Consider the following 23478-nt stretch of genomic DNA (forward strand, 5'->3'; position numbering starts at 1 on the left):
TGAGAGCGAGGACTCCATGAAGGTCGAATCGAAGATCTTCAACATCATCACCGTTTTCTTCTTCCTGTCCGCAGTCGTCTACGGCGTCTGGGCCAAGGAGCCGGTGGGCACCGTGGCGCTGGTCCTGGTCGGCGGTCTGTCCTTGATCATCGGCAGCTACTTCTCCTTCGTGGCTCGCCGGATCGAGGAGCGTCCCGAGGACAACCCGGACGCGGAGATCAGCGACGGTGCTGGTGAGCTGGGCTTCTTCAGCCCGGGCAGCTACTGGCCGGTCGGCCTGGCCGCCGGTGCGGCGTTCGCGGGCATCGCCCTGGCGTTCTTCCACGTCTGGATGATCGTGCTCGCGGTCGGCTTCCTGCTGATCATGGTCGCCGGGCTGGTGTTCGAGTACCACACCGGTCAGAGCAGCCACTGACGCAAGAGAACGTGAAAGGCCCCTCGGTCGCGACCGAGGGGCCTTTTCGCATCTAGGATCTCGTTCGACGAACAACCACGCAGCAGGAGGTTCTCCCTCGTGATCACGGCCATCGTGCTGATCCAGACCGCCGCCGACCGCCTCGCCGAAGCGGCTCAGGAGATCGCCGACATCGACGGCGTCGACGAGGTCTACTCCTGCGCCGGTGATGTCGACCTGATCGCGATGCTCCGCGTCGCCAAGCACGAGCACCTCGCGGACATCGTCCCCGGCAAGATCAACAAGGTCGCCGGTGTCCAGGACACCGACACCCACATCGCCTTCCGCTCCTACTCCCGCAGGGACACAGAAGCAGCCTTCTCCATCGGTCTCGAAGAGGAGTAGCGGATTGATCCTTCGGCGTAGCGGTGCGGGTGGCGGAACCTGACACGCCTTCTGGCTCCGGGATCCGCGACTTGAGTATGTCGATACGCGGCGCTGCGGCTGTCCTCCCCAGAAGACGTGTCAGAACCCGCGGCGGTGCCGGTTGCTCAGGTGGTGAAAGAGAAAGCACCTCCGGTGCTTGCCTGACGGTGTTGTGGCCGTGGTTCCCCCACCCGCACCGCTGAGCAAGGCGAGCAGCTGTTGTTCCTTCAGCGGAGTTCTGCGCAGAGGGTTGTCCAGCGGTCCAGGAGGGCCGCTGCGGCGCCTGAGTCGATGGCTTCGGCCACTCGGGTCAGGCCGGCCTCGAACTGCGTCCGCAGGTCCGTTCCGGGGCCGTCGTAGGCGACGCAGGCTCCGGCCGCGTTGAGCAGGACCGCGTCGCGGACCGGGCCGGTGGCGCCTGCCAGGAGATCGCGGACGACCTCGGCGTTGTCCTTCGCGTCCCCGCCCTGCAGATCTTCCGGGCGGCTGCGGGCGATGCCGAAGTCCTGCGGGTCCAGCGCGTCCTCGCGGACCATGCCGTCGTTGACCACCCAGAGCGTGCTCGCGGCCGTGGTGGTGATCTCGTCCATGCCGTCGTCGCCGCGCACCACCAGCGCCGCGTTGCCGCGCGCGGCGAAGACCTCGGCGACCACCGGCGCCATCCGGCGGTCCGCGCAGCCGATCAGGCCTGCGGCCGGTCGGGCCGGGTTGGTCAGCGGGCCCAGCACGTTGAACGCGGTCGGGATGCCGATCTCGCGCCGCGGGGCTCCGGCGTGCTTGAACGCGGGGTGGAACACCGGCGCGAAGCAGAAGCCGATGCCGACCTCCTCCACGCAGCGCGCCACGGCGGTCGGCGGCAGGTCGATCGCCACGCCGAGCTCTTCGAGCACGTCGGCCGTGCCGCACTTCGACGAGGCCGCGCGGTTGCCGTGCTTGACCACGGTCACCCCGGACGCTGCCAGCACGATCGAGGCCATGGTGGAGATGTTCACGCTACCGCTGCGGTCACCGCCGGTGCCGACGATGTCCACCGCGCGCTGGGTGATGTCCAGCGTGCGGGCGTGCTGGAGCATCGCGTCGGCCATCCCGCGCACCTCGGCGGACGTCTCGCCCTTGGCCCGCAGCGCCACCACGAAGCCCGCCACCTGGGCCGGTGTCGCCTCGCCCGACATGATCAGGTCCATGGCCCAGGCGGTGTCCTCCGCGGACAGGTCCGTACCCGCGACCAGGCTGCCCAGCAGCCCTGCCCAACTTCCCGCCATGGTTCCCACGATCTACTCCGTCGGTTCGGCTGTCCAAGGAAAACTATCGTGCCGCCGCGCACGCCTCCTGATCTGCCCGATATGGCATGGATCGCAGGCACCGACCGGATCTCAGCGGAAACCGGAACGCGGAATTCCGTTGAGGCCCGGTCGGTGCCTGCGCAGACCGAGTCGCCCTCGCGGGCGAGGCGAGGATCAGGCCGGGACGGGCTTGCCCTGGGTGCGCAGGACCTCAGCGACGGTCTCGGCGGAGGCCAGCGGGTCCAGCGGGTGCACCAGGACCGCGTCCGCCTGCGACCAGGTGGCGAGCCATCGGTCGTCCTTGCGGCGGACCGCCACGACCACCGGCGGGCACTGGGTGATCTCGTTCTTGAGCTGCCGGGACACGCCCATGCCGCCGGTCGGCTGCGCTTCGCCGTCGAGGATCAGCAGGTCGACCTTGCCCGCGTCGACCTCGCTGAGGACGTCGGCGACGGTGCTCGCCTCGGTGTAGTGCAGCCGGTCCAGATCGGGTGCCGGGCGTCGCCCGACGGCGTTGATGATCGCCTCCCGGACCTCGGCGCGGTGGCTGAACACGAGAACGTTCGTTGTTGCGGTGCTCATCACTGGCTCCTCGGCGAGCTTGCGGACACCCGCACCCGATCTGCGCAGCACGGGGCATGAACAGGTCCGAATGCTAGCTGCCCGAGCGGGTGTGACAGTAGCCACCCGGCCGGATTCGATCATTACGGCCCCGGCTGCAGGGCGTCCCAGCCGAAGGTCTCGCCGCCGTGCCGTTGCGCCAGACCGGCCATCCGGGAGGTCTCCTGTGAGCAATGCAACGCATCCAATCGCTGCACACGGAGCGCTACCAACGGGGTCAAACCGGACACGCTGAGGTCATCTCCGCGGCCTCCGGGGCGCAAGGTCCACTCATCCGAGGCCAGCAAGGCCCTCGCGGTGTCGACCACGTCACCGGGAAGTGCCAGGTGGTGGCGCAGCACCGCAGGATCGTCCGGGTTCCAGTGGGTAGCCCTGGCCAGTGCCGTCGACGCGGCCTCGGCGTCGTCGTAGGACCACACCACCACCTGCAGTCCGGGGTCATCGATGCTGATCACGGGCTTGTCGCGGTCGGTCCGGCGGAGTCCCAGCGCGGTCAGAGCGGACCGAAGAGCTTTCACGTTGAGTTACCTCCAGATCGCAATCCGATCACCTCGCAGTCGTAGGGGAGGACCCGAGGGCGCGAGGGGAAAAGCTGCAAGACATAATGCGTCGCGTGACAACGGCAGCGCCCTCAATCAGTCAACGCGTGCACTCGCTGAACCGACCCAACATGGTCAGCGTCGGCACCATCGTTTGGTTGGCCAGCGAGCTGATGTTCTTCGCTGGACTCTTCGCCATGTTCTTCACGGTGAAGGCGCAGAACGAGGGCGCGTGGCCACCACCGCCCACTCACCTGAACCTCCCGTATGCCCTCCCGTTCACGGTCATCCTGGTGGCGTCGTCGTTCACCTGCCAGTGGGGCGTGTTCGCGGCGGAGCGGGGTGACGTCTTCGGTCTCCGCCGGTGGTACGTGATCACGCTGATCATGGGCACGGTCTTCGTGCTCGGGCAGGCCGGTGAGTACTTCCAGTTGGTCACCGAGCACGCGACCACGATCGCGTCGTCGGCCTACGGAACGGTCTTCTACATGACGACCGGCTTCCACGGGCTGCACGTCATCGGCGGACTGGTCGCGTTCGTCTTCCTGATCATCCGGACGAAGCTCAGCAAGTTCACGCCGGCTCAAGCCATCGCAGCGATCGTCGTGTCGTACTACTGGCACTTCGTGGACATCGTGTGGATCGGCCTCTTCGCCGTGATCTACCTCGTCCCGTGATCGCTCCTCCAGCGAGGAACCTCGATCGCCTGGCACGAACGAGGCCGAAACGAACACCCCGAACCGGACAGCAAGGGTTGCCGCACTCATGACCACCACTAAGAAACGGAACCGCGCGGGCTCGAAGCTCAAGCGGCGGATCTCCGGTGTACTGGCGCTGGGCATTGCGTTGGTGGGTGCCGGTGGGCTGTACACCGTCCTGACTCCCGAGCCGCAGACCGCGCACGCCGCAGCGGACCCGGCATTGGTGAGGCAGGGCGAGCAGCTCTACAACAACGCCTGCATCAGCTGCCACGGATCCAACCTGCAGGGCGTGCAGGACCGTGGACCCAGCCTGACGGGCGTCGGCGAAGCCGCAGTGCACTTCCAGGTCTCCACCGGCCGCATGCCGATGGTCCGCCAGGAAGCTCAGGCGATGCGCAAGCCGCCGAAGTTCACCCCGGAGGAGATCGACGCGCTGGGCGCGTACGTGCAGACCTACGGCGGTGGGCCGGCGGCCCAGAAGCAGTCCGGTCAGGCGCTGCAGGGCGGCGACCCCTCGCGCGGTGGCGAGCTCTACCGCCTGAACTGCTCGTCCTGCCACAACTTCACCGGACGAGGCATCGCGATGTCCTCCGGCAAGTTCGCGCCGAACCTGGACCAGGCGACGGAGCAGGACATCTACCACGCGATGCTCACCGGGCCGCAGAACATGCCCAAGTTCTCGGACCGGCAGCTCACGCCGGAAGAGAAGAAAGACATCATCGCCTACGTCAAGTCCGTCACCAACGGCAACAACAACCCGGGCGGCAACTCCCTCGGCGGCTACGGCCCCGGACCGGAAACGGTGATCGCCTGGGTCGTCGGACTCGGAGCGCTGATCGGCCTCACCCTGTGGATCGGAGCCAGGGCATGAGTGAGCAAGAGAACAAGGACTACACCGAGGCCGAGCTGGCGGAGATGAGCCGCGACGAGAAGATGCGGCTCGGCCTGGCGCTCGACGACGTCGAGCTGGTCGAGTACCGGGACAACTTCCCGGTCAGCGGGACCCGCGCCGAGCGACGTGCCGAGCGCAACGTCGCCGCCTGGTTCGTGCTGGCCGGCCTGTCCGCGCTGGCCTTCATCGCGGTGTTCATCTTCTGGCCGTGGGGCTACCAGCCCTCGACCGATCCGACCGCGCACTTCATCTACTCGCTGTACAACCCGCTGATCGGCTTCTTCCTCGGCCTGTCGATCCTGGCCGTGGGCATCGGCGTCGTGCAGTACCAGAAGAAGTTCATCCCGCACGAGGTCGCGGTGCAGCAGCGCCACGACGGTCACGGGTCCAGCGAGGTCGACCGGCAGACGACGGCCGCGATCCTGGCCGACGCCGGCAACCGCAGCGGGATCGCCCGCCGCAAGATGATCACGCGCACCGCGGGCTTCGGCCTGGGTGCCTTCGGCCTCGGCGCCGGCGTGTTCGCACTCGGCGGCATGGTGCGCAACCCCTGGGCCGAAGAGGGCCAGGAGTCGCTGCTGCACACCGGCTGGATGCCGGAGCACCCCGGCGAGAAGATCTACCTGCGTCGCGACACCGGCAACCCGCACGACGTCTCGTTGCTGCGGCCCGAGGACATCGACGCCGGTGGCTTCGAGACCGTCTTCCCGTTCCGGGAAGCCTGGCGGCACGACGAGCACGAGCTGATCACCTCGATGCGCAAGGGCGACGCGCCGGTCATGCTGATCCGGCTCCGCCCCGGCAGCAAGCCGGTCAAGCGCAAGGGGCAGGAAGACTTCAACTACGGCGACTACTACGCCTACTCGAAGATCTGCACCCACCTGGGCTGCCCGACGTCGCTGTTCGAGCAGCAGACCGGCCGCCTGCTCTGCCCGTGCCACCAGTCGCAGTTCGACGTGGTCAACACCTATGCGAAGCCGGTGTTCGGCCCGGCCACGCGTGCCCTGCCCCAGCTGCCGATCACGGTGGACGAGGACGGCTACTTCGTGGCGAAAGGCGACTTCATCGAGCCCGTCGGTCCGGCGTACTGGGAGCGTAAGTCATGAGTTCGATCACCACGCCCACGAAGGGAGAGAGCAAGCTGTACGGCAAAGTCGCGCACGCGGCCGACGAGCTGGACACGCGCTACCGCTTGGCTCCCGGCATGCGGCGGCAGCTGAACAAGGTCTTCCCGACGCACTGGTCGTTCCTGCTCGGCGAGATCGCGCTCTACACGTTCATCCTGCTGCTGATCACGGGCACGTACCTGGCCTTCTTCTTCGACCCCTCCATGCAGGAGGTCGAGTACCAGGGCCTGTACACCAACCTGCGCGGCGTGGAGATGTCGCGGGCGTTCGAGAGCACGCTGAACATCTCCTTCGAGGTTCGCGGCGGTCTGTTCGCCCGTCAGCTGCACCACTGGGCGGCGCTGCTGTTCATGGCGTCGATGGTGGCGCACATGCTGCGCATCTTCTTCACCGGTGCGTTCCGGCGCCCGCGTGAGACGAACTGGATGATCGGCGTCACGCTGTTCATCCTCGGCATGTTCGAGGGCTTCACCGGCTACTCGCTGCCGGACGACCTGCTGTCCGGCACCGGTGTCCGCATCGCCTCCGGCATCACCATGTCGGTCCCGGTGCTCGGCACCTGGGTGCACTGGATCCTGTTCGGCGCCGAGTTCCCCGGCACCGACCTGATCCCGCGGTTCTACCTGTTCCACGTGTTCCTGCTGCCGGGTCTGATCCTGGGTCTGGTCGCGGCGCACCTGGCGCTGGTCTGGTACCAGAAGCACACCCAGTTCCCGGGCGTGAAGCGCACCGAGAGCAACGTGGTCGGCGTCCGGATCATGCCGGTGTTCGCGGTCAAGGCCGGTGCCTTCTTCGCGATGGTCGTCGGCGTCTGCGCGATCATGGCCGGTGTCTTCCAGATCAACCCGATCTGGAACCTGGGCCCGTACATCGCCTCGCAGATCTCCGCCGCGTCGCAGCCCGACTGGTACATGATCTGGACGGACGGTTCGTCGCGTCTGTGGCCGGCCTGGGAGGTCTACCTGGGACCGTTCATTATCCCGGCGCCGTTCTTCCCGACCGCGCTGTTCATGGGCATGATCTTCACGGCGGCGATCATGTACCCGGCCATCGAGCGCAAGCTCAGCGGCGACAACGCGCACCACAACCTGCTGCAGCGTCCGCGCGACAACCCGGTACGCACCTCGCTGGGTGCCATGGCGCTGACGTTCTTCATGGTGCTGATGATCTCCGGTACCAACGACATCATCGCCTTCGAGTTCAACATCTCGCTGAACGCGATGACCTGGGCCGGCCGCATCGGCCTGCTGGTGGCGCCGCCGATCGCCTACTGGATCACCTACCGGATGTGCCTGGGTCTCCAGCACAGCGACCGGGAGGTGCTCGACCACGGCGTCGAGACCGGCATCATCAAGCGGCTCCCGCACGGTGAGTTCATCGAGGTCCACCAGCCGCTCGGCCCGGTGGACGACCACGGCCACCCGGAGGCGCTGCCCTACCAGGGCGCTCCGGTGCCGAAGAAGATGAACCAGCTGGGCGCCGCCGGTCACCCGGTCGAGGGCAGCCTGCTGAAGCCGGACCCGGTCGAGGAGACCGCCGCGCTGGAGCAGGCCCGTCACGACGACGCGGTCCGCGAAGCCGAGGAGCGCGCGCAGCTGACCGCCGGCAAGCCTTCGCAGCCGACGGAATAAGCACGAAGCCGAAATCGGCCCGGTACCCCGAGCGGGTGCCGGGCCGTTTCGCGTCTCCGGCGCGGGTTCGCGGCGGTCGGTAGCGTCCGGGCATGGCTACGTTGCAGGATCCGAAGGTTCGCGAGTTCCTCTCCCAGGGCACCCGGACCGGGTTGCTCGGTTTCACCGCCGCCGACGGCCGTCCGCTGGTCGCGCCGGTGTGGTTCGTCGTCGACGGCGACGTGCTGGTGTTCAACACCGGCAAGGACTCCGCCAAGGGCAGGTCCGTCCTCCGCGACCCCCGGTTGGCGCTGTGCGTCGACCTGCCCCACCCTCCGTACGCGTTCGTGCAGGTCCAGGGCACGGCGGAGGTGTCCGAGGATCCCCAGGACCTCGTCGACACCGCCACGATGATCGCGGCCCGCTACGTCGGACCGGACAAGGCCGAGGAGTTCGGCCGTCGCAACGGCGTCCCCGGCGAACTCGCGATCCGCATCCACCCCACCAAGATCAACGCGGCCTTCGACATGACGGCCTGACCCAGCTCAAACCCCGAATACCGCAGTAATCAGACCCCCAACAACGGCCGTTCTCCGCCCGACGAACCGGATTACGGCCGTAATCGGGACCCTGATTGCGGCGGTTTTCCGGGTGGTGGACGGATTGCCCGGTGATCGGCGTTCTGATCACCGGGGCGATCAGGGTGGGGTCAGTCGATGGCTGCGTAGGGGGTTCGGCCTGTGGTGGCCTTGTCGAGCCAGGTCCGCCAGGTGGCTGCTGCGCTCGCGGGCTCGGTCCAGGGCGTGGTGGTGCGGACCAGGCGGGTTCCGCCGGTGGTGAGCCAGCGGTAGATGACGCGGGTCTCGTCGGCGGTGGCGCCGTGGAGGGGACCTGGGCCGTCGAGCACCGTTTCCGCCGACGCCTGGAGCATGTCGACGACCGGCATCGGCGGGACGCCCCGGCGCGCGACCCCGGCGGAGGCGAGCCGGCCGTGGCGGATGACCGACAGGTGCCAGCCGCGCCGCCCGTCCGGGCGGGCCGCGACGAGTTCCGGGACCGAGGCGAGCGCGGACAGCCGCTGGCCGCGGTCCAGCGAGCGGACGAGATCGGCGAGCCGGTCGCGGTGGTTGGCAGCGTCCTCGAACCGCTCGGTGTCGGAGAGCCGCTGGAGCTCCTCGCGCAATCGCTCCAGCAGGTCTCCGCTGCGTCCGCGGATCACGTCCCGGATGGCGATGACCTCGGGCTCGTACTCCTCGGCGCTCTGCAGCCCGGCGCACGGGGCGCCGCACCGACCCAGCTCGTGCAGCGCGCACGGCCGGATCGGTTTGCGCGGTGAGAGGCGCTCGGTGCAGCGCCGGACGAACGTCGCCGACTGCAGGGCTTCTACGGCCGCGCTCGCGGCGTGCCGGGAACCGAAGGGCCCCAGCGCGTCCTCGCGCGGCGTGCGCACGATCGACAGCCTCGGGAACGCCTCGTCGGTGAGCACCACCCACCACGCGCGCTGCGGGAACTTGGAGCGCCGGTTGTAGCGGGGTTGGTGCGCCGAGAGCAGCCGCAGTTCCCGCACTTCGGCTTCCAGCGGGTGCGCGCACTCGACGTGGTCCACCCGGTCGGCGATGCCGACCATCTCCTTGACGCGGGCCCTGCGCTCGCCCGCGGTGAAGTACTGGCGCACGCGTCGCCTCAGGTCGGAGGCGGTGCCGACGTAGAGCACCTCGTCGTTGGGGCCGCGGAAGAGGTAGACGCCGGGGGAGTTGGGCAGCGAATCGGCCAGGCCGCGCTTGCGCTTCTGCTGGGGCGTGACGTCCGGGAGGTGCCCGAGCAGGTCCTCCAGGGTGCGCACGCCGAGCGGTCCGAGCCGTTCCAGCAGGGCGTGCAGCACGTCGACGGTGGCGCGGGCGTCGTCCAGCGCGCGGTGCACGGGTTCGGTGCGGGCGCCGAGGACGCGGGCCAGCGTGCCGAGCTTGTGGTTGGGCGTCTCGTCGCGGGTCAGGACCCGGCGAGCCAGCCGGACGGTGTCGACTACCTGCGGTTTCGGCCATTCCAGCCCGAGCTGTTCGCAGCCGGCCCGCAGGAATCCGAGGTCGAAGGGAGCGTTGTGCGCGACCAGCACCGCGCCGCGGCAGAACTCCAGGAACGCGGGCAGCACGCTGTCCCAGCGAGGTGCGTCGTGCACCATCGCCTCGGTGATGCCGGTGATCGACACGACGGCGGGCGGGATGCCGCGTTCGGGGTTGACCAGGGTTGCGAACTCGCCGAGCACTTCTCCGCCGCGCACCTTCACCGCGCCGATCTCGGTGACGGCGTCGCCCTGCCGGTCGCCACCGGTGGTCTCCAGGTCGACCACCACGAACGTCGCCTCCTGCAGCGGGATTTCCTCGCTGATGGCGATCTCGTCGAAGGTCAGTTGGCGGTGCGCGGACATCATCGGCACGCTACGTCCCACCACCGACACCGCCACGCGTGCGTGTGCGCGGAACGACGGCGATTAGCCTGTGGGAATGGCGACACCGAACTCGGGGCCGGACGGTCCCACTCCGGAGGAGTCCGCTGTGGACGGTTCCCAGCAGACTCCCGGTGCCGCGCCTGTCGATCCCGAGCACCTGCCTCCTCCGCTGCGCGCCCGGCTGGCCGACCTGGCCGCGGGCGCGCTCGACGAGATGCGCTCGACCGACGTGCCCGCCGCGCTGCGCCCGGTGGTGCGCTTCGCACCGGCCAAGCGCGCCAAGCTTGGTCAGCCCGCGCTGCTGAGCGCGCTGCGCGATTCCTCGGTGTTCCGCACCTCGGTGCTCGACTGGTGCCGCAACCACCGCCCGGGGGCGCTGTCGTTGCAGGACCCGGATCCGGTGGTCGTCGGTGCCGCGGCGGTGTTGCAGGGCGCCGCGATCGCCTCGCACTACGCGGAGTTGATCGGGTTCCGCACCGAGCAGGGGCAGTTGCGGGCAGAACGCGATTCGGCCCTGGCGAAGGTCGAGCGGCTGACCACCGAGGTCGACCGGCTCAAGGCGGAGCTCGCGCAGGCTCGCGAGTCGGCGGATCAGGCCGCGGGCAACGCGGAAGCCGACCGGCTGCGGAAGCGCCTGCGGGAGCAGGGCGTGCGGTTGCGGGAGGCCAAGGACGCCGCCGAGGCCGCGCGGGAGGAGCTCGCGCGGGCCCACGAGGAACGGGAATCGGCCGTCGCCGAGGTCGCGGCCGACCGGGATCGTGAACGCCTGCGCGCGCAGGATGAGCGGCAGCGCGCCGATCACGCCGCCGCGGAGGTGCGGGTGGCGCGGGAGAGCGCCCGGGAGGCGCGGCAGGGCGACGAGGTCCGGCTGGCGCTGCTGCTGGAGACCTTGGAGGGCGCGGTCGGCGGATTGCGCCGCGAGCTGGGTGCCGCCGGTTCCGGGCCGCGCCCGGCCGACGTGGTGCGGCGGGTCCGGGAGCAGATGGCGACCTCCGGCGTGGTCGCCGACGTCGCCGCGCTGGACAGGCTCCTGGGCCTTCCCGCGGTGCACCTGATCGTGGACGGCTACAACGTCACCAAGACCGGGTATCCGGAGCTGCCGCTGGCCGATCAGCGCGATCGGCTGAGCCATCAGCTCGCGGCGCTGGCCGCTCGCACCGGTGCCGAGGTCACGCTGGTTTTCGACGGGGCGGACGTGCTGGCGGTGCCGACGGCGGGACCTCGTGGGGTGCGGGTGCTGTTCAGCGAATCAGGGGTGCAGGCCGACGACGTGATCCGCGATCTGGTCGCCGCCGAGCCGGAGGGCCGTCAGGTCGTGGTCGCCACGTCGGACCGGGCGGTGGTGACCTCGGTGCAGCGGCGCGGCGCCTACTCGGTGTCCTCGGCGATGTTGTTGGCACGGCTGAACCGGGTCTAGGTGCTGTTGAGGAGTCGTTTTGCTCAGCGGTGCGGGTAGCAGAACCTGAGCGGCTCCGTGGACTCCGTGCGCGCTCCTGATGTATGTCCAATACACGCGTCGCGACGTGCTCGCCACGAAGCCGCTGGCGAACCTGCGGCGGTGCAGGTTGAGTCCCGCACCTGAAACAGCGGCTCCGCCGCATTCTCAAACCGGGTCCAGCCGTTCGTCGCTGTTCTGGTGCCGCCCGGCGACTTCGGGGAGGTGTCCGAAGTCATAGTGGATCACTCGGGTACGCTCCGTATCCCGAAGGTGGGCGTGTTGTGGTGACAAGTCCAGGTGACGGTGGCGCAAGATCCGTTACTGTGAGCAAGTGACTATCCTCCGTTAGGGGAGTTCAGTCGCGCTCAGTAGAAAAGGGGCCCCGCTTCTAGACGTGTCGCCTCACCTTTCGTAACCTACCTGAGTCCTCGTGGCGATCAGTTGCTCATACCGGGCGACACGCGAGGCGCCGCTGATTCGGTTTTGTCGGGGAACCGGGCCGCGTTCCAGCGGGTTTTCCGCATGCGGTCAGGCGGTCGGAAGCAGAAGGAGCTGTGCGCGACGTGGCGTCGCACGGAATCAAGCGCTCATTGCGAGGCGCCCTGGCCGCTACCGCGGTCGCTGCAGTCGTCGGCATGACCTCCGGCGGTGCCGCCCTCGCAGACCCGCCTCTCCCGAACAACGCCTCGGACGCGGCCAAGCAGGTCCGCGAGCTCCAGCACCAGGCTGAGCAGCTCACCGAGGACATGAAGAAGGCCGAGGACGACCACGAGGCCAAGAAGGCCGAACTGGCTCGTTCCGAAGCTCAGGCCGTGCAGGCCGAGCAGGTCGCCAACCAGGCCCGCGGTGAAGAAGAACGGTTCCGCGGCCAGGTCGACAAGCTCACCCACGCCTCCTACCAGGGCGCGCGGTTGAACAAGCTTTCCGCACTGCTGGTGAGCGAGACCCCGGACGACTTCCTGAACCGCGCTTCCGCGCTGGACGCGCTGGCCAAGGACAACAACGACGCGGTCAAGGCGCTCGCGGCGGCCACGCACCAGGCCGAGAACGCGGAGCGGACCGCGAAGGACGCGCGCAACCGCGCGGCCCAGGCCGAGCAGGACGCCGCACGGCTGTCCGTGGACATGAAGAACAAGTCCAAGGCCATGAAGGACCAGATCGAGAAGGTCGAGGAGAAGTACGCCGAGCTCAGCGGCGAGGACCAGGACTCCCTGATCTCCGACGGTGAGACCGGTGTCGACTCGATCGCCGGTGCCGGTGCGGCCATCCAGGCCGTCAACGCGGCGCTGGGCAAGCAGGGCTCGCCCTACGTCTGGGGCGCCAAGGGCCCCAGCAGCTTCGACTGCTCCGGGCTCATGTACTGGGCCTACAAGCAGGCGGGCGTGACCATCGGCGGCTCGACCAAGACCCAGGTCAGCGAGGGCAAGTCGGTGACGGCCAGCCAGCTCAAGCCGGGCGACCTGATCTTCTACTACAGCCCGGTCAGCCACGTGTCGATGTACATCGGCAACGGCAAGGCCGTGCACGCCCCCACCTCGGGCGACGTGGTGAAGGTGACCGACTACAAGAAGATCGGTGACGTCACGGCCATGCGCCGCGTGGCGGGCTGATCCGCGAAGTCGTGCTTCGGGGCCGGTGCCTTCGGGTGCCGGCCCCGAAACGTTTTCGCGTGCGGTTTGCGTCGACCGGTGCGGTGAACGGACTTACGATGCGAGCCGTGTCTTCGACCGGAAAAGCGCGCGGCTGGCTGGTGCTCGCCGCGTCGGCCGCGGTGCTGGGTGGGCTCGCGCTGGTGGGTCTGCCGTCCCCGGCTCCGGTCGAACCACCGCCGGCCCCGGCCGGGCACGCGGGTCTGGCCGCCCGGTTGCCGGCCCCTGAGATGGCCGTGCGCGACTTGCTGACCCGCCGCGAGGAATCCATCCGGGACGGCGACGAAGCGGCGTTCGCGGCCACTGTGGACCCGGAAGCGCCCGCCGAGTTCCAGCAGCGCCAGGTGCAGCTGTTCCACAACCTGCGGTCCGTGCCGCTGAGCAGCTTCGGCTACCGGCTCGACGGCGCTCCGCTGGCGCACGCCCCGGTTCCGGCCGCCGACGAGGTGCTGGCGTCCCGGGTGGTGCTGCGGTACGCGCTGTCCGGTGCCGATTCGGTGCCCACGCAGCGCCCGCTCGGCTACTTGTTCGTCCGCCGGGGCGCCTCCTGGTACCTGTCCGCGGACACCGGCGTGGTGCCCGACGCGTGGCGCGGACCGTGGGACTTCGGCCGCGTCGAGGTGCGGCGCACCGATCGCGGGGTGGTCGTGGGCCACGACGCCGCCGCTGTGGACCGGATCGCGGAGCAGCTGGACGCGTCGGTGGCCGACGTGACCGAGGTGTGGGGGAGTGGCTGGGCGCAGCGCGTGGGCGTGCTGGTTCCCGGCTCACCGGAGGAGCTGCGGTCGCTGGTGGGACCGGAGTTCGCCGTCGACGGCATCGCCGGTGTGGCGATCGCCGATCTGGTGGACACCCGGACGAGGCGGGTGGAGGGCGCTCGCGTCGTGCTCAGCCCGAGCACCACCGAGCAGCTCTCCGGTGTGGCGCTGGGCGTGGTGCTGCGGCACGAGATCACCCACGTCGCGGCTCGGGCGGTCACCGCCGACGGCGCTCCGATGTGGATGCTGGAGGGCTACCCGGACTACATCGGCTACCGCAAGAGCGGACTGGCCCCGCGCGACGTCGCCCCGGACCTCGCCCGCTCGGTCCGGGAAGTGGGCCCGCCGCTGCGGCTGCCCACCAACACCGAGTTCCACCAGGCCGGTCGCCGTCTCGACCTCGCCTACCAGCAGTCCTGGTCGGTGGTGCACTTCCTGGCGCAGCGCTTGGGCGAGCCGGGCCTCACCCAGCTCTACCGCCGCATCGCGATGGCCACCAGCCCGGACGAGGCGGAGGCCGCCCTCCACGAGTCCACCGGCATGACCTCGCCGCAGCTGCTGGCGGCCTGGGGCGCGGACCTCCCGAGGTCGCTGGCCTGAGGGACGAGAACGGCGGTGCGACGACCGGAATCCGGTCGTCGCACCGCCGTGTGTCACCCGGAGGCGTTCGAGAACCGGCACCGCCCGGGTCGACCGGACGGTGCCGGTGGCTCAGGAGTAGATCGCCTCGATGTCGGCCGCGTGGTTCTCCGCGACCTTGTTGCGCTTGAGCTTCATGCTCGGGGTGAGTTCGCCGGTCGCCTCGGTGAAGTCCTCGGTGAGGATGCGGAACTGCTTGATCGCCTCCGCCCGGGACACCGCCTTGTTGGCCTCGTCGACCGCGCCCTGGACCTCGGCCCGCAGGTCCGGGTCGTTGATCAGCTCGGACATCGGCGTGTCGGCCGGCCGGTTGTTGTTGGCCAGCCAGGACGGCACGAACTCCGGGTCCAGCGTGATCAGCACGCCGATGAACGGCTTCTGGTCGCCGACCACCATGCACTGGCTGATCAGCGGGTGCGAGCGCAGCCCGTCCTCCAGCACGGCCGGGGCGACGTTCTTGCCGCCGGCGGTGACGATGATCTCCTTCTTGCGGCCGGTGATCCGGAGGTAGCCCTCGTCGTCCAGCGAGCCCAGGTCGCCGGTGTGGAACCAGCCGTCCTCGATGGACTCCTTGGTGGCGGTCGGGTTGTTCCAGTACTCCTTGAACACCACGTCGCCCTTGATCAGGATCTCGCCGTCCTCGGCGATGCGGATCGAGGTCCCCGCCAGCGGGCGGCCGACGGTGCCGACCTTGAAGCCCTCCTCGACGTTCACCGCGGCCGCGGCGGTCGTCTCGGTCAGGCCGTAGCCCTCCAGCACCGGGACGCCGACGCCGCGGAAGAAGTGCGCCAGCCGCTCGCCCAGCGGAGCACCGCCGGAGACCGCCGCGATGCAGCGGCCGCCCAGCGCGGCGCGCAGCTTGCCGTAGACGAGCTTGTTGAACACAGCGTGCTTGACCTTGAGGCCGAGCCCGGCGCCGCCGGTGTCCATGGCCTTGGAGTACTGGACGGCGGTTTCCTCGGCGGCGTCGAAGATCTTGCCCTTGCCGTCGCCGTGGGCCTTCTGCTTCGCGGTGTTGTAGACCTTCTCGAACACGCGCGGCACGGCCAGCACGAACGTCGGCCGGAACGAACCGAGGTCGTTGATCAGGTCCTTGACGTCCGCGGTGTGGCCGAGGGTGACCTTGCCGTAGACGCACATGATGGTGATCGCGCGGGCGAGCACGTGCGCCATCGGCAGGAACATCAGCAATGAGTTGCCGGGCTTGGTCAGCTGCGGGAACGCGTCGATGTCGGCGCGCACCTCGGCGAGCAGGTTGCGGTGGGTCAGCACGCAGCCCTTGGGGCGGCCGGTGGTGCCCGAGGTGTAGATGAGGGTCGCGGCGTCCTCGGCGGTGACCGCCCTGCGCCGCTCGTGCACCTGCTGGTCGGGTACCTCGGCGCCCAGCGCGGTGAGCTCGTCGACCGCGCCGGCCGCGCCGCCGCTGGTCGGTCCCTCGATCTGCCAGACGTGGCGGACCTCGGAGAGCCGGTCGATGACCTTGTCGATCTCGGCGCGGTGCGCCTCGGTCTCGACGAAGGCGGCCTTCGCGCCGGAGTCGGTGAGGATCCACTCGGCCTGGTCGGCCGAGGAGGTCTCGTAGATCGGGACTGTGATGCATCCGACAGTCCAGATCGCGAAGTCCAGCAGCGTCCACTCGTAGCGGGTGCGGGACATCAGCCCCACCCGGTCGCCGGGTTCCAGCCCGGCGGCGATCATGCCCTTGGCCACGGCCAGGACCTGCGCGGCGAAGTCGGCGGCGGTGACGTCGACCCAGGTGCCGTCCACCCGGCGCCGGAAGCTCACGGTGCTCCCGAAACGCTCCGCGTTGGCCCACACCATGTCGGTGAGGTTCTCGTCCTCGGCCACTTTCGTAGTGGCGGGTGCGCTGAACTCTCGCACGTCGAAACCTCCGAAGAAAAGCCTGTCTAGTGGGCTCAACCTAACGCTGATAGTTACTGGGCGGTAGCCCCCGTTATCTCAGGCCACACCAGCGGGCACAGCCTAAACCTCTTCCATTCGGACGATCGTCCACCGGTCGGCGGCGCGACGGGTGCGGCGACGGCGGGTAAGAACAAGTGCACAACGGGCGGTGCGATCCGGCACCTCGGCGGATTAGGTTCGACAGAAGCCGTCATCTCGGAAGTGGGGTTGGAAGTTGCGCGTTCACGTCGTGTCCGACGTCCATGGCAACGTCGAGGCGCTCAAGCGCGCCGGCGACGGGGCCGACGCGCTGGTCGTGCTGGGTGACCTGATCGACTTCGTCGACTACCACGATCACGGCAACGGCATCCTCGGTCGCGTCTTCGGCGCGGAGAAGGTCGAGCGGTTCGCCGAACTGCGGCGCAGCCGCCGCGGCCCGGAGTTCGGGGCCTACATCCGCTCGCTGTGGGCGAGCCTGACCGACCCGGCCCAGACGGTCGCCGACGCCGTGCGCGAGCAGTACGCGGAGCTGTTCGGCGCGATGACCGCACCCACCTACGCGACGCCGGGCAACGTCGACGCGCCCTACCTGTGGCCGGAGTTCGCGCGCGAGGGCATCCACGTCCTCGACGGCGAGACGACCGAGATCGGCGGGCTGACGTTCGGGTTCGTCGGTGGCGTGCGGTTGCCCGAAGGAGCGACGCTGCGCCTCCACTCGGCCTGGGTGCCCTACCTGCGTGTCGCGGAGGAGTACGACGAGGCGGTCGCCTCGCTGCCCGCCGTGGACGTGCTGTGCACCCACCAGCCGCCCGCCGTCGCGGAGCTGACCTACGACGTGGTGGCGCGCAGCCAGGAGGCCGGTGCCGCCAGCGTGCTGGCGCGCATCAACGCTGATCAGCCCCGGTGGTCGCTGTTCGGGCACGTGCACCAGCCGCTGTCGCAGCGGATGCGCATCGGCCGCACCGAGTGCGTCAACGTCGGGCACTTCAAGCGGACGGAGCGGCCGTACGTCCTGCGGTGGTGAATGACGCCCGAGGAGGTGAGTTTCGCGGACTTCGCAGAAACCTCGCTCCTCGTTGACGCCGCGCGGGTGGCTACCCGGTAGCCTGCGCGCATGGTCGATCAGTCCACCCAGTCCATCGAGATCGAGGCCCCCGCTGCGCGGATCATGGCGGTCATCGCGGATTTCCCGGCGTATCCGGAGTGGGCGGAAGCGGTCAAGGAGACCGAGGTGCTCACCCAGAACTCCGGCGGGAGCGCCGAGCGGGTCCGCTTCGTGCTGGACGCGGGCGTGGTCAAGGACACCTACACCAACGTCTACAGCTGGTCCGCCGACGGCCTCTCGGTGAGCTGGGAGCTGGTCGAAGGTCAGGTGCAGAAGGCCCAGAAGGGCAGCTACGCGCTCAAGCCGCTCGGTGACGAGCGCACCGAGGTCACCTACAGCCTCGCTGTCGACCTGGCGATCCCGATGATCGGCCTGTTCCGGCGCAAGGCGGAGAAGATGATCATGGATACGGCGCTCAAGGAGCTCAAGCGCCGCGTGGAAGCGGAATAGATCGCCCATTGCGCATACTGCTGTTCACCGGAAAGGGCGGGGTCGGCAAGACGACCCTGGCCGCGGCCACTGCCGCGCGCGTCGCGGGCGACGGCGGCAAGGTGCTGGCGGTGTCGACCGACCCGGCCCACTCGCTGGCCGACGCGCTCGCCGCCGACCTGGGCGCGCAACCCGCCGAGGTCCGCGTCGGTGACACCGGCGCGGTGCTGCACGCCGCCGAGGTCCAGACCCGCAGCCTCGTCGACGGGACCTGGCGCGAGCTCCGCGAGCACCTGCGAACCCTGTTGCGGGGCGCGGGGGTCGGCGAGGTCGACGCCGAGGAGCTCACCGTGCTGCCCGGTGTCGAGGACCTGCTCGCATTGACCGAGGTGCACCGGCTCGCGAGCAGCGGGCTGTGGGACACCGTCATCGTCGACTGCGGCCCGACCGCTGAAACGCTGCGCCTGCTGGCACTTCCCGAGTCCCTGGCCGGGTACCTGGAGCGGCTGTTCCCCGCCCATCGCAGGGCCGTTCGCGGTCTGCTGGCCGGCATCGCCGGCAGCGACCAGGTGGAGCGCTGGGACGCCGTCGCCGACGGGCTCGGCAGGCTCGCCGAGCAGCTGGCCGCGCTCAAGGAGATGCTCACCGACCCCGGCACCAGCGTTCGCCTGGTGCTGACGCCGGAATCCGTCGTCGCCGCCGAGACCCGCAGGACGCTGACGGCCCTCGCTCTGCAGCGGATCCGCGTCGACGGGCTGGTCGCCAATCGCGTGGTCCCGCACCCGGGTTCGGCTCGGGGCGACGCCGCCGGTTGGCTGCGGACCCGCCGCAAGGAGCAGGAGGCGGTCCTCGACACGCTGCGCGCTGCCACCGACCTGCCGCTGCGCACCGTCGAGCACCGCGCCGCCGAGCCGGTCGGCACCGCGCAGCTGCTGGAACTCGGCGCTGAGCTCTACGGCGACGGCGACCCGCTCGCCAACGACGCGACCCCGCCGGAGATGCGCGTCGGCGGTGGCGGCAAGTCGCTGGACGCGGAGTACACGCTGCGCATCGGACTGCCGCTGCACCCGGCGGCCGAGCTGGACCTGGCCCGGATCGGACCCGAGCTGGCGATTACCGTCGATGGACGGCGACGGCTCGTCGCCCTGCCCGCTGTGCTGCAGCGGTGCGTGGTGACCTCGGCCGTGGCCGGCGACGACGGGCTGACGGTGCGGTTCCGTCCCGACCCCGATCTGTGGATGCGGTGAACCAGATGCGCGAGCACGATCGACTGCTCGAAGAGCTGCGGCTGCTGTTGGACGCCTTGGCGGGCAAGGCGGAGGAGTACCTGCGCGGCTGCGCGCGCGAAGGGCAGCCGGACGAGTCCGGTGCGGGCTGCGGCTGGTGCCCGCTGTGCGCCGCGATGGACCTGGCGCGCGGGCAGCGTCCCGAGCTCAACGACCAGCTGCTGGGCATCGTCCAGCAGCTGCGGCAAGCGCTGGCCGACCACGCCGAGCACTCCGCGGACGAGCCTGAGGAGGCCCAGCCGGAGGAGCCGAAGGTGCAGCGCATCCAGGTCCAGCGGGTCGCGGGACCGGTTCTGGCGGAGAGAGACGCGGTGTGCTGACCATCGGCGTGGACGTGGGCGGTACCAGCGTGCGCGCGGCCGTGGCGGACGAGCACGGCCAGATCCTGCGGATGCACCGGGTGCCGACCCCGAAGACGGGTCCGGAGCTCAACACGGCCATCGCCGACACGGTCCGGGTGCTCACCGACCAGTACCCGATCGACGGAGTCGGTCTGGCGGTCGCGGGTTTCGTCAGCGAAGACCGCCGGGTGGTGCGGTTCGCGCCGCATCTGCCGTGGCGGCACGTCGCCGTCGCCGACGAGCTCTCCCACCGGCTGGGGCTTCCGGTGGTGCTGGAGCACGACGCGAACGCGGCGGCCGTGGCCGAGCAGCGCTTCGGCGCCGCCGTCGGCGCCCGCGTCGCCGCCCTGGTGGCGATCGGGACCGGCATCGGCGGTGCGCTGGTGATCGACGGCGAGGTCTTCCGGGGCGCGTTCGGCGTGGCCCCGGAACTCGGCCACCTGCGGTTGGTCCCGGGAGGCCGGGAGTGCCCGTGCGGCAAGAGCGGCTGCTGGGAGCGCTACTGCAGCGGAACCGCGCTGGCCGCGACCGCCGCCGAGCTCATCAGAACCGGCAGCACGTCGTTGCCTGCGGAACCGTCCGGCCTCGACGTCGCCCGCGCGGCGGACGCAGGCGACGAGGTCGCGGTCCGCGCGATGGACGACCTGGCCCGCTGGCTGGGGGAGGGGTTGGCGCTGGTCGCCGACGTCTACGACCCCGAGGTCGTGGTCATCTCCGGCGGTGTCTCCGACTCGGCGCACCTGTTCCTCGACAAGGCCCGCGATCATTACGCGGCGGCCGTCACCGGCTCCGGTCACCGGCCCCTCGCCCGGGTCCGCGTCGCCCACCACGGCGACCCGGCCGCGATGATCGGGGCGGCGGCCATGGCCCGCCAGCACGTCCTGACCGGCCCGAAGGTCCCCTGAGACAAGCGGTCTTCTAAACCTGCGCGCCGTCGTCGTCGGAATCGCTGGGCGGCGTGTGCCGGAGCCGGAAGAGCAGCCAGCCGATACCGGCGCTGATGAGCACCAGGCCCAGCGGGAGCTTCACGGTCGCCGCGATGCCCGCCAGGCCGGGGATCAGCAGCACCAGCACGCCGAGCACCACGATCCCGACTCCGAGGAAGGTCGCCGGGCGCGGGATCGGCAGCGGCGGGGGCTCGGGCGGAACGAAGTGCTCCTCCTCTTCCGCCGCCGGTGCCCAATCGCGCGGTCCTTGCTCGGCGGGCGGTTCCACCGGCTTGGTCTCGTCCGGTGCGCTGGCCGCCGGACGGGTCTGCTCCTCCGGGGACGGCTGCGACTGCGCGTCGTCGTCCTCGCCCGGCCACTTGCCGAACTTGGTGTCGCGTTCGAGGTCGGCGACGATCTCGGCGAAGGCGGCGTCGATGTCCTCCGGCCCGTCCGAGGAGTTGTGGCGGGCGCTCATGCCGATTCACCGACCCGTGCGCTGTGGACGCGGTGCACGAACTCGACGCTGCCGCTGAAGATTCGCGGCGCGTCGTGATCCAGGGTCGCGACGTGGTAGCTGTCGTCGAGCACGACCTCGGTGACGTCCTGGCTGCCCACCTCGTTCAGCACGATCGCGGAGTTCTCCGGCTCCACGACGTGGTCGACCGCGGAGTGCAGCAGGAGCAGCGGCTGCCGGACCGATCCGAGGTCGGCCCGCACCACGCTCCACAGCTGCTGCAGGCTCGCCATGCCGCGCAGCGGCAGGCGCGAGTAGGCGAGCTCCACGACCTCCGGCTTGGCGATGTCACCCGCGATGGCCGCCAGCGACGGAACGACCCGGCTGAGCACCGGCAGCAGCTTGGCCTCCTTGCGCAGGGTCATCACCGACGGGTTGACCAGCACGATCCCGGCGATGTCGGGGTGCTGCTCGGCGAGGCGCAGCGTCAGCGTGCCGCCCATCGAGAGGCCGAAGACGAACACCGACCGGCACCGGTCGCGCAGCTCGTCGAGCGCCTGCTCGACGGCGCCGTACCAGTCGCGCCAGGTCGTCCGGTTGAGTTCCTGCCACCGCGTTCCGTGGCCGGGGAGCAGCGGGCAGCGCACGGTGTGGCCGGCTTCGGCCAGGTGTTCGGCCCAGCCCCGCATGCTCTGCGGTGTGCTGGTGAACCCGTGGCACAGCAGCACGCCGATGTCGTCGGAGCCCTCGTGCGCGAATGGTTCTGCGCCGACTAGCACTGACCCTGTTCCTCCCACCCGTGAACCTCCCACCCGGCTCGAACGCCACGGGGCCGCTGTGCCTGTTGCGCTTCATCGTCGCACGCGGAGCCGCCGATTGGGACTGGCTCGTGAGCGTCCGAGGATCCGCCGTTCGCGGCGCAGTGCACAACGAGGTCGTGTTGGGGAGTGCGGCGGAGCCGCTGTTTCAGGTGTGGGACTCAGCTCGCACCGCCTCAGAACCCGCTACCCGCTGAGCAAACAGTTCCCAAACGGCTCCTAGCGGAACGGAGGATTCCATACCAGGTGTGACGTGATCGGTTTCCGGACGGTGCTCATTGTGCGCAAAGTTCGCGCTCCGTAGGCTGAGCAGCAAAGTTTCGCGCGTGAGGAGGCGGCGGCGCCGTGATGTACTGGGTGATGAAACACCTACTGCTCGGTCCCCTCATGAAGTTGTTCTGCCGCCCGCGAGTCGAAGGCGTTGAGCGCGTGCCGCGCGAGGGTGGCGCGATCCTGGTCAGCAATCACATGGCCGTCGCCGACTCGTTCTTCATGCCGCTGATGATGCCGCGGCGGGTGACGTTCCTGGCCAAGCGCGAGTACTTCACCGGCAAGGGAGTGCGCGGCAAGCTCAAGAAGGCGTTCTTCTCCGGCGTCGGCCAGGTGCCGATCGACCGCTCCAGCGGTGCCGCCGCGCAAGCAGCCCTGGACACGGGTGTGCGACTGCTGTCGGAGGGCAAGCTGCTGGGCGTGTACCCGGAGGGCACCCGTTCCCCGGACGGCCGCCTCTACAAGGGCAAGACCGGTGTGGCCCGGATGGCGCTGGAGTCGGGGATGCAGGTGATCCCGATCGCGATGTTCGGCACCGACAAGGTCAACCCGATCGGCTCGAAGATGTGGTGGCCGCACAAGGTCGTGGTCAAGGTCGGCGAGCCGCTGGACTTCTCCCGCTACGAGGGCATGGCGGGTGACCGCTTCGTCGAGCGCTCGATCACCGACGAGATCATGTACGCCCTGATGGAGCTCTCCGGCCAGGAGTACGTCGACGTCTACGCCTCCAAGGTCAAAGACGAGCTGGCCGCGCAGGGCAACGACCTGGGCGGGTGGAGCAGCAGTTCGGCTTCGCGGCTGCCGCAGACCAAGGCGGGCTGACGGGCCGGACCGAGTCGCTCGAACACCGCCGCATACGCTTCGTGGGTGCGGTACTTCTACGACTGCGAGTTCATCGAGGACGGGCGGACCATCGATCTGGTGTCGATCGGTGTGGTCGACGAGACGGGTCGCGAGTTCTACGCGGTGTCCACCGAGTTCGACGCCGCCCGCGCGGGCGCCTGGGTGCGCGAGCACGTCCTGCCGCAGTTGCCGCCGCCGGCCGAGCAGTGCTGGAAGTCCCGGTCCCGCATCCGCGAGGACCTGTACAAGTTCCTCACCTCGCGCAGCGGGAACATCGAGCTGTGGGCCTGGTACGCCGCCTACGACCACGTGGCGCTGGCGCAGCTGTGGGGCCCGATGCCGACGCTGCCGTCCCGGATCCCGAAGTTCACCCGCGACCTGCGGCAGCGCTGGGAGGACGTCGGCAAGCCCAAGCTGCCGTCGGCCCCGGACAACGCCCACGACGCGCTCGCCGACGCCAAGCACAACCTCGAGCGCTGGAAGGTCATCGAGGAGATCCAGCGCAAGCGCGGATACCCGCTGTAATTCCGCCATACCGGCGAGTAAGCACGTCAGGTTCTTGCTGCACCGATCCAGTC

Annotated in this window: 24 protein-coding genes; 17 read left to right on the forward strand and 7 right to left on the reverse strand. The window is 69.5% G+C overall.

Annotation, left to right across the window (positions count from 1 at the left end):
* Positions 1 to 16: 16 nt before the first annotated feature.
* Positions 17 to 415, forward strand: coding sequence for a cytochrome c oxidase subunit 4 (locus E1181_RS04155; RefSeq protein ID WP_132672549.1), 399 nt, complete (start codon positions 17 to 19; stop codon positions 413 to 415).
* 99 nt (positions 416 to 514) lie between these two features.
* Positions 515 to 799, forward strand: coding sequence for an Lrp/AsnC family transcriptional regulator (locus E1181_RS04160; RefSeq protein ID WP_132672550.1), 285 nt, complete (start codon positions 515 to 517; stop codon positions 797 to 799).
* Between the two features lie 248 nt (positions 800 to 1047).
* Here E1181_RS04160 and trpD read toward each other — a convergent pair whose 3' ends face one another.
* The 3 genes from trpD to E1181_RS04175 form a co-directional block, all read right to left on the reverse strand.
* Positions 1048 to 2082 carry an anthranilate phosphoribosyltransferase gene (gene trpD / locus E1181_RS04165; RefSeq protein ID WP_207922007.1) on the reverse strand — a complete coding sequence of 345 codons (1035 nt, stop codon included), beginning with the start codon at positions 2080 to 2082 and terminating at the stop codon, positions 1048 to 1050.
* Positions 2083 to 2277: 195 nt separating this feature from the next.
* The gene (locus E1181_RS04170) at positions 2278 to 2685 is read right to left on the reverse strand and encodes a hypothetical protein (RefSeq protein WP_132672552.1); all 408 of its coding nucleotides are present in this window, start codon (positions 2683 to 2685) and stop codon (positions 2278 to 2280) included.
* Positions 2686 to 2807: 122 nt separating this feature from the next.
* Positions 2808 to 3242 (reverse strand): hypothetical protein, encoded by a 435-nt coding sequence (locus tag E1181_RS04175; RefSeq protein ID WP_235876118.1) that lies wholly within the window; start codon positions 3240 to 3242, stop codon positions 2808 to 2810.
* An 86-nt stretch (positions 3243 to 3328) separates the two neighbouring features.
* Between E1181_RS04175 and ctaE the strand changes: the two genes are divergently transcribed.
* From ctaE to E1181_RS04200, 5 genes are all read left to right on the forward strand, one after another.
* Entirely contained in the window at positions 3329 to 3940 is a 612-nt protein-coding gene (gene ctaE, locus E1181_RS04180) for an aa3-type cytochrome oxidase subunit III (protein ID WP_132672553.1), read from the forward strand.
* An 88-nt stretch (positions 3941 to 4028) separates the two neighbouring features.
* Positions 4029 to 4835 carry a cytochrome bc1 complex diheme cytochrome c subunit gene (gene qcrC / locus E1181_RS04185; protein ID WP_132672554.1) on the forward strand — a complete coding sequence of 269 codons (807 nt, stop codon included), beginning with the start codon at positions 4029 to 4031 and terminating at the stop codon, positions 4833 to 4835.
* Positions 4832 to 5962: a cytochrome bc1 complex Rieske iron-sulfur subunit gene (gene qcrA, locus E1181_RS04190; protein WP_132672555.1), complete on the forward strand. Its 1131-nt coding sequence runs from the start codon at positions 4832 to 4834 to the stop codon at positions 5960 to 5962. The genes qcrC and qcrA overlap by 4 nt, the downstream gene beginning before the upstream one ends.
* The gene (gene qcrB / locus E1181_RS04195) at positions 5959 to 7614 is read left to right on the forward strand and encodes a cytochrome bc1 complex cytochrome b subunit (RefSeq protein ID WP_132672556.1); all 1656 of its coding nucleotides are present in this window, start codon (positions 5959 to 5961) and stop codon (positions 7612 to 7614) included. Before qcrA ends, qcrB begins: the two co-directional genes overlap by 4 nt.
* A gap of 92 nt (positions 7615 to 7706) precedes the next feature.
* Positions 7707 to 8132 carry a PPOX class F420-dependent oxidoreductase gene (locus tag E1181_RS04200; RefSeq protein ID WP_132672557.1) on the forward strand — a complete coding sequence of 142 codons (426 nt, stop codon included), beginning with the start codon at positions 7707 to 7709 and terminating at the stop codon, positions 8130 to 8132.
* Between the two features lie 170 nt (positions 8133 to 8302).
* On the opposite strand, the gene E1181_RS04205 is transcribed toward E1181_RS04200, so the two are convergent.
* Positions 8303 to 10018, reverse strand: coding sequence for a DEDD exonuclease domain-containing protein (locus E1181_RS04205; RefSeq protein WP_132672558.1), 1716 nt, complete (start codon positions 10016 to 10018; stop codon positions 8303 to 8305).
* 76 nt (positions 10019 to 10094) lie between these two features.
* On the opposite strand from E1181_RS04205, the gene E1181_RS04210 reads away from it, so the two are divergent.
* The 3 genes from E1181_RS04210 (at position 10095) to E1181_RS04220 (ending at position 14484) form a co-directional block, all read left to right on the forward strand.
* Positions 10095 to 11456 (forward strand): NYN domain-containing protein, encoded by a 1362-nt coding sequence (locus tag E1181_RS04210; RefSeq protein ID WP_132672559.1) that lies wholly within the window; start codon positions 10095 to 10097, stop codon positions 11454 to 11456.
* 584 nt (positions 11457 to 12040) lie between these two features.
* The gene (locus E1181_RS04215) at positions 12041 to 13087 is read left to right on the forward strand and encodes a C40 family peptidase (protein WP_235876129.1); all 1047 of its coding nucleotides are present in this window, start codon (positions 12041 to 12043) and stop codon (positions 13085 to 13087) included.
* Between the two features lie 98 nt (positions 13088 to 13185).
* Positions 13186 to 14484: a hypothetical protein gene (locus E1181_RS04220; RefSeq protein ID WP_408009162.1), complete on the forward strand. Its 1299-nt coding sequence runs from the start codon at positions 13186 to 13188 to the stop codon at positions 14482 to 14484.
* Positions 14485 to 14595: 111 nt separating this feature from the next.
* Here the strand turns inward: E1181_RS04220 and E1181_RS04225 are convergent, their stop codons facing one another.
* Positions 14596 to 16404: an AMP-dependent synthetase/ligase gene (locus tag E1181_RS04225; RefSeq protein WP_132672560.1), complete on the reverse strand. Its 1809-nt coding sequence runs from the start codon at positions 16402 to 16404 to the stop codon at positions 14596 to 14598.
* Between the two features lie 256 nt (positions 16405 to 16660).
* Here E1181_RS04225 and E1181_RS04230 point away from each other — a divergent pair, with 256 nt between their 5' ends.
* The 5 genes from E1181_RS04230 (at position 16661) to E1181_RS04250 (ending at position 20491) form a co-directional block, all read left to right on the forward strand.
* Positions 16661 to 17449 (forward strand): metallophosphoesterase family protein, encoded by a 789-nt coding sequence (locus E1181_RS04230; protein WP_132672561.1) that lies wholly within the window; start codon positions 16661 to 16663, stop codon positions 17447 to 17449.
* Positions 17450 to 17539: 90 nt separating this feature from the next.
* Positions 17540 to 17980, forward strand: a complete 441-nt coding sequence (locus E1181_RS04235) for an SRPBCC family protein (RefSeq protein ID WP_132672562.1) — start codon at positions 17540 to 17542, stop codon at positions 17978 to 17980.
* A gap of 8 nt (positions 17981 to 17988) precedes the next feature.
* Entirely contained in the window at positions 17989 to 19206 is a 1218-nt protein-coding gene (locus E1181_RS04240; protein ID WP_132672563.1) for an ArsA family ATPase, read from the forward strand.
* Between the two features lie 5 nt (positions 19207 to 19211).
* The gene (locus E1181_RS04245; RefSeq protein ID WP_132672564.1) at positions 19212 to 19565 is read left to right on the forward strand and encodes a hypothetical protein; all 354 of its coding nucleotides are present in this window, start codon (positions 19212 to 19214) and stop codon (positions 19563 to 19565) included.
* Positions 19559 to 20491 carry an ROK family protein gene (locus tag E1181_RS04250; protein ID WP_207922009.1) on the forward strand — a complete coding sequence of 311 codons (933 nt, stop codon included), beginning with the start codon at positions 19559 to 19561 and terminating at the stop codon, positions 20489 to 20491. Before E1181_RS04245 ends, E1181_RS04250 begins: the two co-directional genes overlap by 7 nt.
* A 13-nt stretch (positions 20492 to 20504) precedes the next feature.
* On the opposite strand, the gene E1181_RS04255 is transcribed toward E1181_RS04250, so the two are convergent.
* Together E1181_RS04255 and E1181_RS04260 are read right to left on the reverse strand one after the other, a co-directional pair.
* Positions 20505 to 20990 (reverse strand): DUF308 domain-containing protein, encoded by a 486-nt coding sequence (locus tag E1181_RS04255; protein WP_132672565.1) that lies wholly within the window; start codon positions 20988 to 20990, stop codon positions 20505 to 20507.
* On the reverse strand, positions 20987 to 21748 hold the full coding sequence (locus E1181_RS04260) for an alpha/beta hydrolase (RefSeq protein WP_132672566.1): 762 nt from the start codon (positions 21746 to 21748) through the stop codon (positions 20987 to 20989). The genes E1181_RS04255 and E1181_RS04260 overlap by 4 nt, the downstream gene beginning before the upstream one ends.
* 384 nt (positions 21749 to 22132) lie before the next feature.
* On the opposite strand from E1181_RS04260, the gene E1181_RS04265 reads away from it, so the two are divergent.
* Positions 22133 to 22879 (forward strand): lysophospholipid acyltransferase family protein, encoded by a 747-nt coding sequence (locus E1181_RS04265; protein WP_132672567.1) that lies wholly within the window; start codon positions 22133 to 22135, stop codon positions 22877 to 22879.
* A gap of 45 nt (positions 22880 to 22924) precedes the next feature.
* On the forward strand, positions 22925 to 23425 hold the full coding sequence (locus E1181_RS04270; RefSeq protein WP_132672568.1) for a polyadenylate-specific 3'-exoribonuclease AS: 501 nt from the start codon (positions 22925 to 22927) through the stop codon (positions 23423 to 23425).
* Positions 23426 to 23478: the final 53 nt, after the last annotated feature.

Source organism: Saccharopolyspora terrae (genome assembly GCF_004348435.1).
GTDB lineage: Bacteria > Actinomycetota > Actinomycetes > Mycobacteriales > Pseudonocardiaceae > Saccharopolyspora > Saccharopolyspora endophytica.